Below are 10,776 nucleotides of genomic sequence, written 5' to 3'. Positions count from 1 at the left end.
TGCGGCGCATGGGCGGTTGACGTGGGGGGTGGATTTCTTCGGGCGGGTGCGGGAGCAGTTCGTCCGCCTCGCGGGCGAGGCGGGGGAGCCGGTGGGCGGTGCGGGGGATCCGCTCGGCGCCTGGCTGAGCGATCTCGGCGGACGCTACGGAGTCGCGTACGACGAGGAGTTGACGACAGGTCAGTTCACCGCCGACCTGCTTCCGACCCCCTTCCGATTCGACACGGCCATCGACTACGTCCCCGTCCGCTACGGGACCTACAACGGGGTGTCGGTGGTGCCGCGGTGGTTGTGGGAGGTGCCGGTGCGGACTCGGGTGGGGTTCACGCTGGGGTTGAGTGCGGTGGAGCGGCTTGCCGGGTACGCGGTGTCGGTGGTGGAGATCCTCAAGGCGCTCGCCGCGCTGGATGTGGAGGTGGTGGCGGCTCTGCCGGGTGCGGCGGGGATCCGGGAGCAGTTGGGTGCGGTGGTGGGGGACCGGGTGCGGGTGGAGGAGTTCGTGCCGTTGGCGGCGCTTGCTCCTACGTGTGCGGTGATGGTGCATCACGGCGGGTTCGGCACGATCGGTACGACCTCGCTGCACGCCGTCCCCCAACTCGCCCTCGCCGAACAGCTCGACGCGATCTGGCTCGCCCGCGGCGTCAGCTCCTACGGCGCCGGAATCGACCTCCAAGTGGCGGAGGCGACCGGCGAACGCGTCGCCCACGAAGTCCAGCGGCTCCTCACCGACCCCTCGTTCACCGAAGGCGCCCAGCGGCTCCGCGCCGACCTGCACGCCATGCCGAGCGCCGCCGAGGCCGTCCCCGAACTGCTCCGCCTCGCGGACCGGCACCGACGCCCACCCGTGGCAGCCGCACCCCACCCCCAGGCGAAGAACACAGGAAGGCAGACGACGGCATGACCAGCGCACCAGGACACGAGCACCGCATCCCCGGCTCCGGCTCCGGCTCCGGCTCCGGCTCCGGCTCCGGCTCCGGCTCCGGCTCCGGCCAGGAAACGCACCCCGCGCCCGACCGCGTCGTCGTCACCGGCCGCGGCGTCGTCTCCCCGCTCGCCCCGAACTGGCCCGACACCTGGGCCGCGCTCGTCGCCGGGAAGAGCGGCATCCGCGACATCACCGGGTTCGAGGTGGGCGACCTGCCGGTCCGCATCGGCGGCGAAGTCCCGGGCTTCGAGCCCGAGCGCCATCTGCCGCGGCACGTCGTCCGGCGTACCGACTGGACCATCCAGGTGGTCGTCGCGGCGGCCCGCATGGCGCTCCAGGAGGCCGGGATCGAGATCGACGAGGGGCTCGCGCCGCGGGTCGGGGTGGCCGTCGGGTCCATCATCGGCTCCACGCGTGTCGCCTCGCGCAACGCCATGGCCATGCGCGACGAGGGCTACGCCGCGGTCAGCCCGCAGGTGTTCCCCACGATGGGCATCAGCTCGGCCGCCGAGGTGTGCCTGGAGCTCGGTGCCCGCGGCCCGTCCGCCGAGATGGTCGCCGCCTGCGCCACCGGCACGGTGTGCGTCGGCGAGGCGGCCCGCTGGATCCGCGAGGGCCGCGCCGACGTCGTGGTGGCCGGCGGGATGGACGCCTTCGACCGGCTCGAGCTCGCTGCCGCGGCGCGGGCCCGGGTGCTCTCCCGCAGGACGGGCGACCCGACGACCGCGAGCCGCCCCTTCGACAAGGACAGGGACGGCTTCGTGATGGGCGCGGGCGCTGGCGTCCTGGTCCTGGAGAGCGCCGCGCACGCCCGGCGGCGCGGCGCCGAGGTCCACGCCGAGCTGGCGGGCTACGCGTCCACCACGGACGCCCACCACCTGACGGCGCCCTCCCCCGACGGCGCCCAGGCCGAACGCGCGATGCGCACCGCCCTGGAGTCCGCCCGCGCCACACCCGCCGACGTCGGCTACGTCAACGCCCACGGCACCGGCACCCGGCTCAACGACACCACGGAGCTGACCGCGATCCGCCGGGTGTACGGCGACCACGCGCACCGCGTCCCCGTCAGCTCGACCAAGAGCATGACGGGCCACATGCTCGCTGCGGGCGGCGCCGTGGAGGCCGCCGTCGTCACGGAGGCCATCCGTACGGGCGTCGTGCCGCCCACCCTCAACTGCGACTCCCCCGAGGACCCGGCGATGAACTTCGTCGCGCACCAGGCCCAGGAGCACGACGTGAGCGTCGGCGTCAGCCACTCCTTCGGCTTCGGCGGCCACAACGCCGTGCTCGTCCTGCGGCGCTGGCGGGGCTGACGGAGCCGACGGGGGCGACGGGGCCCCGTCAGCCCCGCCACGGCCCGCCCCTCAGCCCACCCGCACCCCGGGCACGTACCGGATCCACTGTCCGCCCGCGTCCCGGAACTCCTGCTCCTTCGCCATGATCTCCTCCGCGTGGTTCCACGCGAACAGCACCGCGTACGGCGGGCGGTCGTCGGCGAAGCGCTGATGGGGCACCACGGGGATGTGGGATCCCGGCGTCAGCCTGCCCTGTTTGGCGGGCGTGGTGTCGGTGACGTACGCGATCAGCTCCGGGCCGATGCCGCAGTAGTTGAGGACCGTGGCGCTCTTGGCGGTGGCTCCGTAGCCGACGACGTCCTTGCCCTGGGAGCGCAGCTCGCGCAGGAGCGAGACGAGGTCGTCGCGCGCCTTCAGGACCCGGTCGCGGAAGCCCTCCAGGGCGTGGCGCGCGGTCAGCTCCGCCGCCTCCTCCTCGGCGAGCAGCTCGCCGACGGCCGCCGTGCGCTCGCGCGCGCCCGCGCGGGCCAGCGTGTAGCGCACCTCCCCGCCGTGCACGGTCAGGCGCTCCACGTCCACGAGGTCGAGGCCGTGGCGGCGCGCCATCTCCGCCACCGACCGGGCGGTGAAGTAGTAGAAGTGCTCGTCGTACATCTGGTCGAAGGACGTCTGCCGCACGATGTCGGCGAAGTAGGGGTCCTCGAAGACGAACACGCCGTCGGGCGCGAGGAGTTCGCGCACTCCGCGCAGGACCGATCCCATGTACGGGATGTGGCAGAGGGTGTTGGCGGCGTAGATGACCGCGGCCTGGCCGTCGTCGGCGCGGATGGCGCGGGCGGTCTCCTCCTCGAAGAAGTCCTTGCGCACCCGGATGCCGCGGGCGGCGGTGACGTCGGCGACCGAGCCGGAGGGCTCCACGCCCAGATGCCGGATGCCGGCCTCGGCGACCGTCGCGAGCATGACCCCGTCGTTGCAGCCGAGTTCGACGATGAACGCGTCGTCGCCGGTCAGTTCGGTGCCGACGAAACGCTCGGCTACGCCCCGGAAGTGTTCCCGCATTCGGGCGGATCCGGAGGAATGGTAAGGGTAATGATCGTGGAACATGCGCTCGCGCGGCACTTCGTGGAGAAGCTGCACCATCGTGCACGATTCACAGGCTCCGACGACCAGCCGGTAGAAGTGTTCGGGGTTCGTCGATTCCGGCGGCAGGAAGCAGTCCGATATCGGCTGTTCCCCGAAGTCCATGAAGGCGACGACCTCACCGCCGCAGACGCGGCACGCGGCAGACTCCGGCATATTGCCTCTCCTCCGTGAGCGGATTGCTCCCCGGCCGCGGCAGGACGCCGCGATACGGCGACCGCGGATATCGCGGCCACCGGATCGGGGAATTACTCAGAGGCTACGGACGAGTCGGGGCGAGGGGAACGGGCCGCGTCGTCCGCGATTTCCGGGCCGAGCGCGGTGGCCGCGGCCTCGTCGACCTTTCGGATCATCCAGTCGTTGAGGTCGCTCTCCATGTGCTGGGCGGCTTTCTCCCAGCGGTCGCACTGCTCGGCGGACGCGGTCACCTGCACATCCTCCGTCGCCCCCGCATCCTGCGGCTCGGTGCGCGCGGCCCGCAGATGGCGGCGCAGCTCGTTGCGGGACCAGCCGTGCGCCTCCGCCAGGCTCAGCCAGTGGTCCTGTGCCGGTGCCGGCAGCGCCGCGACCTCGGCGTGGTGCTGCAGGCTCAGTCCGTCCCGCCGGCGGGACGGCGGGAACTTGCGGGCGATCCAGGCGTAGTTGCGCAACGTCTGGTAGTCCAGGGATGTTTGCTCGATCGCATCGCGATATCTGCGGGGGTACGTCTGCTGGCCGAATACCAGCCAGTCTCCCAACCACCACGCGGATGAATCGACAATGGCAAATATCTGCTCTCCGATGGTTTTCCAGTGTTCCAGTGGCAGATAATCGGGCAAGGAGAGCGAGGACCGTCGCGTGCGCGCACGGTCGTCCACGGTTAACTTCTCCTGCGGGCCGCTGATGTTCGGTGTGGGATGTCGTAGATTCGGCATGGCACTGTCTCCCCCGGTGACGGCTCATCATGAAGCGATTCGAGCGGTCAGTAAAGAAACAGTAATGAGCGGTCCGGCCCCGCACAAGGGGAGTGCGCCGTTCTCGGCCGCGGCCCTGAACACCTCCGCGGCCGCCCGTGCCGTCGCCCCGCCCGTTCTGTTGCGCCCCACCCGTCTCGTGCACCCTGCCGGAAAGAGGACCATGAAGCAGGACCACGGTGATCCTTCAGCAGCCGTGTGCGTCATCGGCGCGGGCCCGCGCGGAACGTCGATCCTGGAACGGATCGCGGCCAACGCTCCGGAAATCCTTGGCGACCGGGAATTCGCGATCCATCTGGTCGACCCCTTTCCGCCCGGTTCAGGACGCACCTGGCGGACCTCGCAGAGCGAACTCCTGTGGATGAACTCGGCCGCCGAGCAGGTGACGATGTTCCCGGGCAGCTCGGTGCGGTGCGCCGGACCCGCGTACCCCGGGCCGACGACGGGCAGGTGGCTGGCGGAGACCGGCCGCGGCCCGCTGCACGACGGCCATTACGCGTCACGTCCCGCGCAAGGGCGCTATTTGCAGGAGTTCTTCCATGGTGTACGCACCCACATGGCCCCGAACCTGCGTCTGCACCTGCACCGCGCGACCGCCGTCGACGTCCGCCACGCCGGTACGGACCGCCAGTGCGTCGTCCTCGACAGCGACCGCGGGGCGGTGCCCGCGGCCCAACTCGTCCTCGCCCAGGGCCACACGGACGTCGTCACCGACACCCCCCGTGGCCTCACCCGCATCGGCCCCGGGCGCGCCGACGAGGACGGGCTCGACCGGATACCCACCGGCGCCCCGGTCGTCGTGCGCGGCCTCGGGCTCGTCTTCGTCGACTGCCTGCTGCTGCTCACCGAGGGCCGTGGCGGCCGCTTCACGCGCTCGCGCCCCGACGGCCGCCTCCGCTATCTCCCGTCCGGCCGCGAGCCCGTGCTGTACGCGGGTTCCCGTCGCGGGGTCCCGCCCTACCCCAAGCCCGCGTACACCCTGAACTCGCCCTGTCCGCCGCCGCGTCACCTCACCCCGGAGCTGTGCCGCGCCCGGCTGCGCCGCCCGGGGTTCGACTTCGACCGCGACCTGTGGGCACCGGCGCTCCAGGAGCTGTCCTGGGCGTACTACCACGAGCTGTTCACGGCTCACCCGGGCCGCACCCGCATGGACTGGGCGTCGTTCGCCGCGCAGTACGAGCGCTTCGCGGGCGACGACGACCGTGCCGCCAAGCTCGTCCGCGCCGCCGTCCCGGACCCCGACGACCACTTCGCCCCCGAACGGCTCACAGCCCCGCTCGCCGGGCATCGCTCCCCCGACCCGCTCGCGCTCCAGCGCCGCGTCCGCGCGCACCTGCGGGACAGCGTGCGCCGACGGCGGGAGCCGCGGCACAGCGCGCACGTGGCGGTGATCCGGGCGCTCGGCGCGGTCGGCGGTGTCCTCGGAGACCTGTACAACGCGGGGGAACTCCCGCCCGCGGCCGCCGCCGTGGCGCTGCGCCGGTTCTCCGTCGGCGCCTTCCTCAGCAGCGGTCCGCCGCCCCTGCGGATGGAGCAGCTGATCGCGCTGAGCGAGGCGGGCGTCGTCACCTTCACCGGACCCGGCACGACCGTGACCGCCGACGAGGACGCCGCCCTCTTCCGGGCCGCGAGCCCGCACGTCCGGGCCACGTACACGGCCCGCATCCTCCTGGACGCCCGTCTGCCCGAGCCCGACCTCGCCCGCACCGCCGACCCGCTGCTGCGCCGTCTCCTCGCGGCGGGTCACATCAGCGAGGAGACGGCGCCGGACGCCACGGGCAGCCCCCGCCCGACCGGCGCCCTGCGGGTCCGCGACGGCCATCCGCTCGACGCGGCCGGTCACGCCCACGGCTCCTGGTACGTCGCGGGTCCTGAGCAGTTCCCGCACGCGGGCACCGACGCGGGGTTCTTCCGCCGCAACGACGAGATCGCCCGCGCCGTCCTGCGGCGGGCGGCGGACCGGCCCGCCGCCGCCTGACGACACCCACGAAGCCTTCCTCACCCTCGGATGCGCACGCGTCCGCCGGCGACGTTGTGCACCTCGTTCAGCTCTGCGGACTCAGTCCCGCCACGGCCAGCCAGAACAGCCGGTCCGCCTGGGCGGCGGGGTCGGGGTAGTGCTCCGTGGCCAGGACGATGCCGACGACCAGCGTGATCAGGTCAGCGACAGTGACGTCTGTCGCCACCGCGCCGTCCTGCACGGCCCGGTGCAGCAGGGGGCCTGCCGCCTCTTCCAGTGCCGCGGAGCAGCTGTTCTCATGCACCGGGCCGTCGTAGGCCAGTGCGGCTGCCAGCCCCCGGGCGGAGACGGAGTAGGCGACGACGTCATCGAGCCATTCCAGGAGCGCGTTCCGGCTGTCGCCCTTGCCGGTCAGCTCATGGGCGCGGACGCACAAGGCCTCGATCCGCTTCCGGGAGACCGCCTCCAACAGTGCGCGGCGCGTGGGGAAGTGTCGGCGCACGGTTGCTGAGCCGACCCCCGCGGTGCGGGCGATCTGTTCCAAGGAGGCGTCGGCGCCGTGGACAGCGACCTCCTCCTCGGCCACGGCGAGGATGCGCGTGTAGTTGCGGCGGGCGTCCGCACGCTGGCGCTCGGGCAAGACATCACCTCCAGGATTGATAAGTGGCGGGCTCCGCCGTATCGTAGCGGCGCATAAACGGCGGGCCCCGCCGTTTAGTCTCCGCGCACCCGAGGAGCGTCATGCCCACAGACTCCGCGCCCGTCCTGGTCACCGGCGCCACCGGCAGACAGGGCGGTGCCACCGTCCGTGCCCTGCGCGCGGCAGACGTGCCCGTCCGCGCCCTGGTGCGCGACCGGACCACCGACCGGGCCAAGGCCGTCGAGGCGATCGGCGCCGAACTGATCACCGGCGATCTTCACGACCGCGATTCCGTGGTCCGGGCTGCCGAGGGCGCCCGCGCCGTCTTCTCCGTGCAGATGCCCGCCATGACCACCGAGGGCTTCGACTTCGAAGGGGAGGTGACCCAGGGCGTCAACCTCATCGAGGGCGCGAAAGCCGCCGGGGTGCCTCACTTCGTGCATACGTCCGTCACCGGCGCCGGCCAGCACACCGAGACCCCCGGCTGGGCCGAAGGCCGCTGGGCCTCGATGGAACCCACCCTGAGCGCCAAGAGCGCGATCCAGGACCGGGTCCGCGCGGCCGGCTTCCCCCACTGGACGCTTCTCAAGCCGGGCTTCTTCATGGAGAACTTCCTCCCGTCCATGGCGTTTCTGTTCCCGCGCGGCACAGAGGGCGGCCTGGTGAGCGTTCTGAACCCCGAGACCCGGCTGTCCCTGGTCTCGGTGGACGACATCGGCAGGGCGGCCGCCACGGCCATCGTCGAGCCGGAGCGATTCGACAGGGTCGAGCTGGAGTTGGCGAGCGACTACCTGTCGATGACGGAGATCGCCGAGGCCCTCTCCCGCGCTCTGGGCACACCATTGTCCGCGCCGGACATGACCGAGGAGGAGGCCCTGGCCGCCGGCATGCCGGCGATGGGCGCCCACCACGAGTGGCTGAACGTGGCCGGTCAGCCGGGCCGCCCGCAGTACGCGAGGGACCTGGGCATCCCCCTCACCAGCTTCGAGGAATGGGCACAGGAGCACATGCGGTCCACGGCCTGAGACGGACCCGAGTCTCGCGCGGGCCGTCCACAGAATTCGACAGTTCCTCCCTGAACGGCCCCACTCTGTTCCACATGAGAGGGGCCGTGGCACGACTATGGACGTATGGCTGACACCTTCACCACACGGACCATCGACGTGACGACCGGCACCACGGAGACCGTCCACGATCTCACCGACGCGTGTGCGTCCTTCCTCCGGGAAGTGGCCGCCGGGCGGGACGGACTCCTGAATGTCTTCACGCCGCACGCGACGGCAGGCCTAGCCGTGATCGAGACCGGAGCGGGCAGTGACGACGACCTCCTGACCGCCCTCCACCAGATCCTCCCGGCGGACGACCGTTGGCAGCATCGGCACGGCTCCCCCGGCCATGGCCGGGACCACGTCCTCCCGGCCATCGTTCCGCCCCATGCGACGCTTCCTGTGCTGGGTGGCCGCCTGGAGCTGGGGACGTGGCAATCGGTGGTCCTGGTGGACACCAACCGGGACAACCCCCAGCGCCAGGTGCGGCTTTCGTTCCTGGGGTAACTGCCGCAGCCGGGACGGAGTCTTCCGCCACAGCCGTCAGAGCCGCCGCCGCCTTCCTCTCCAGGCCCGCGGTCTTGGCCTCCGCGTACCGCTTGGCCACACCCTTCTGCTTCAGCGCCCGCTCCGCGTTGGGGTCCATTGAGCGATACGAGATGTCCACTCCGCGAGACGCCGTTGACCGCTGCCGGAACGGATCGCTACGTTCTGCCGCATGTTGCGTTCAGCTCTGCTCACTTCGCGCGGTCACATCGACCTGCTGCGAGTGGCCTCCGCCGCGTGTCGTCGCGGCCACTGACGCCTCTTCTTCTCTTCTTCTCCTCTCCGGCCTTCCCGCCGTCCTCTTCGCGACCCTGTCGGCCGGGCCTCCCCACTGAGCCCACCCGGCCCTGAGGGACGCCTGCGCACGGACGCGGGGGCACGGCCTTTCCCTCCGCCTTCGCGCTGAACTCCCCCTGCCCTGGAGTGCCATGAGCATCAGTCACGCCCCGCCTTCGCCCGTCCCGGCACCCGATATTTCAGGAAAATCAGAGAAAGAGCCGGTCGAGGCCAAGCCCCCGGCGACCCCGCCCGACCTCGTCGCGCTCGCCCCCTCCTCCACCCGCCGCACCCGCGTTCCCCGCTGGCTCCGCCGCACCACCGGCCCTGTCCTCCTGCTGGCCCTCTGGCAACTCCTCAGCGCCACCGGCGTGTTGAGCGGGGACGTGCTCGCCTCCCCCGGCACCATCGCCCAGGTCGCCGGGGACCTGATCGAGGACGGCTCGCTGACCTCCGCCATGAGTGTGTCGATCCAGCGCGTCGCCGTCGGACTGCTCCTCGGCGCCCTCGTGGGCACCGGCCTCGCGCTCCTCTCCGGCCTCTTCCGCGTCGGCGAGGACCTGGTCGACGCCAGCGTGCAGATGCTGCGGACCGTGCCGTTCGTCGGGCTCATCCCGCTGTTCATCATCTGGTTCGGCATCGGCGAGACCCCCAAGATCGCCATCATCACGCTCGGCGTCTCGTTCCCGCTGTACCTCAACGTGTACGCCGGGATCCGGGGCGTCGACTCCCAACTGATCGAGGCCGGTGAGTCGTTGGGGCTCTCCCGGTGGGGACTCGTACGGCATGTGATCCTCCCCGGGGCCCTGCCCGGCGCCATGACGGGCCTGCGCTACTCCCTCGGCATCGCCTGGCTCGCCCTCGTCTTCGCCGAACAGATCAACGCCGACTCCGGCATCGGCTTCCTGATGGTCCAGGCGCGGGACTTCCTGCGGACCGACGTCATCGTCGTCTGCCTGATCGTGTACGCCTTCCTCGGCCTGCTCGCCGACTTCGTGGTCCGCACTCTCGAAAGGCTGCTGCTGCAATGGCGACCGACGTTCACCGGCCGGTGACCGGCCCCTCCCACCGGGCCGACGCCTCCCACCGGGCCGACACCTCGTACCGGGCCGCCACCTCCCGCCCGGCCGACATCGCCGCCCGGGACACCGACGGCACCGGACCCACTCCCGCCACCGTCGTCCGCGTGGACGGGCTCACCCGCGCCTTCGACGACCGCGCCGTCATCGACCGACTCCACCTCGACGTGCGTGCGGGGGAGTTCGTGGCCCTGCTCGGCCGCAGCGGCTGCGGCAAGTCCACCCTCCTGCGCATCCTCGCGGGCCTCGACCGTGACATCGAGGGCACCGTGCTCGTGCCGCGCCGCAAGGCCGTCGCGTTCCAGGCGCCGCGCCTCATGCCCTGGAAGCGGGTGTGGCGCAACGTCCTCCTCGGCCTTCCCGGCAAGCCCGAACGGGCGGTGGCGGAGCGGGCGTTGGAGGAGGTGGGGCTCGGCCACCGGTCGCACGCCTGGCCCAAGACGCTGTCCGGCGGCGAGGCCCAGCGCGCCTCGCTGGCCCGCGCGCTGGTGCGTGAACCGGATCTGCTGCTCCTCGACGAGCCGTTCGGCGCGCTGGACGCGCTGACGCGGGTCAAGGCGCAGCGTCTGGTCGGCGAGCTGTGGCAGCGACGCGGCTGCGCCGTCCTGCTCGTGACGCACGACGTGGAGGAGGCGGTGCTGCTCGCCGACCGGGTCCTGGTCATGGACGAGGGCGTGATCGCGCACGAGCAGCGGATCGACCTGCCGCGCCCGCGCGACATCGCCGACCCTCGCTTCGCCGCGCTGCGCACGGGGCTCCTGGAACGGCTCGGTGTCGAGACCCCGAGCACCGCCGACGCCCCGACCGCACCCTCGGCCGCGACCCCGACCCCCGCCGCCGCGACCGCCTCCTAGCCGCCACCTCCCGCCCTCCGGCACCACCCGTCCCCGCCGTCCCCGCCCACCCACTCCCCTTC

At 71.9% G+C, this 10,776-nt stretch carries 11 protein-coding genes; 8 read left to right on the top strand and 3 right to left on the bottom strand.

The window, feature by feature from the left end; genetic code table 11:
- A partial coding sequence (locus OO63_RS40690) for a nucleotide disphospho-sugar-binding domain-containing protein (protein WP_211271481.1) occupies positions 1 to 901 on the top strand: 901 nt, incomplete at its 5' end.
- Positions 898 to 2,238: a beta-ketoacyl-[acyl-carrier-protein] synthase family protein gene (locus OO63_RS40685; RefSeq protein ID WP_078619679.1), complete on the top strand. Its 1,341-nt coding sequence runs from the start codon at positions 898 to 900 to the stop codon at positions 2,236 to 2,238. The genes OO63_RS40690 and OO63_RS40685, both read left to right, overlap by 4 nt.
- A gap of 51 nt (positions 2,239 to 2,289) precedes the next feature.
- Here OO63_RS40685 and OO63_RS40680 read toward each other — a convergent pair whose 3' ends face one another.
- Together OO63_RS40680 and OO63_RS40675 are read right to left on the bottom strand one after the other, a co-directional pair.
- Positions 2,290 to 3,465 (bottom strand): class I SAM-dependent methyltransferase, encoded by a 1,176-nt coding sequence (locus tag OO63_RS40680; protein ID WP_234335417.1) that lies wholly within the window; start codon positions 3,463 to 3,465, stop codon positions 2,290 to 2,292.
- Between the two features lie 143 nt (positions 3,466 to 3,608).
- A complete protein-coding gene (locus OO63_RS40675; protein WP_234311220.1) occupies positions 3,609 to 4,217 on the bottom strand; it encodes an LmbU family transcriptional regulator in 609 nt (202 codons plus the stop codon).
- Positions 4,218 to 4,476: 259 nt separating this feature from the next.
- On the opposite strand from OO63_RS40675, the gene OO63_RS40670 reads away from it, so the two are divergent.
- A complete protein-coding gene (locus OO63_RS40670; RefSeq protein WP_030359338.1) occupies positions 4,477 to 6,291 on the top strand; it encodes an FAD/NAD(P)-binding protein in 1,815 nt (604 codons plus the stop codon).
- Between the two features lie 67 nt (positions 6,292 to 6,358).
- On the opposite strand, the gene OO63_RS40665 is transcribed toward OO63_RS40670, so the two are convergent.
- On the bottom strand, positions 6,359 to 6,913 hold the full coding sequence (locus OO63_RS40665) for a TetR/AcrR family transcriptional regulator (RefSeq protein ID WP_030359337.1): 555 nt from the start codon (positions 6,911 to 6,913) through the stop codon (positions 6,359 to 6,361).
- Positions 6,914 to 7,014: 101 nt separating this feature from the next.
- Between OO63_RS40665 and OO63_RS40660 the strand changes: the two genes are divergently transcribed.
- The 5 genes from OO63_RS40660 (at position 7,015) to OO63_RS40645 (ending at position 10,714) form a co-directional block, all read left to right on the top strand.
- Positions 7,015 to 7,938, top strand: coding sequence for an NmrA family NAD(P)-binding protein (locus OO63_RS40660; protein WP_030359336.1), 924 nt, complete (start codon positions 7,015 to 7,017; stop codon positions 7,936 to 7,938).
- 105 nt (positions 7,939 to 8,043) lie between these two features.
- Positions 8,044 to 8,466, top strand: a complete 423-nt coding sequence (locus OO63_RS40655; RefSeq protein ID WP_030359335.1) for a secondary thiamine-phosphate synthase enzyme YjbQ — start codon at positions 8,044 to 8,046, stop codon at positions 8,464 to 8,466.
- Between the two features lie 211 nt (positions 8,467 to 8,677).
- Positions 8,678 to 8,761, top strand: coding sequence for a putative leader peptide (locus OO63_RS47880; protein ID WP_380832513.1), 84 nt, complete (start codon positions 8,678 to 8,680; stop codon positions 8,759 to 8,761).
- Positions 8,762 to 8,933: 172 nt separating this feature from the next.
- Complete coding sequence (locus tag OO63_RS40650; protein WP_030359334.1) at positions 8,934 to 9,836, top strand: ABC transporter permease; 903 nt, start codon at positions 8,934 to 8,936, stop codon at positions 9,834 to 9,836.
- Entirely contained in the window at positions 9,809 to 10,714 is a 906-nt protein-coding gene (locus OO63_RS40645; RefSeq protein WP_030359333.1) for an ABC transporter ATP-binding protein, read from the top strand. Before OO63_RS40650 ends, OO63_RS40645 begins: the two co-directional genes overlap by 28 nt.
- Positions 10,715 to 10,776: the final 62 nt, after the last annotated feature.

It is taken from the genome of Streptomyces alboflavus (assembly GCF_000716675.1).
GTDB lineage: Bacteria > Actinomycetota > Actinomycetes > Streptomycetales > Streptomycetaceae > Streptomyces > Streptomyces alboflavus.
The sequence above is the reverse complement of the archived record's forward strand: the minus strand, read 5'-3'. Positions and strand labels throughout refer to the sequence as shown.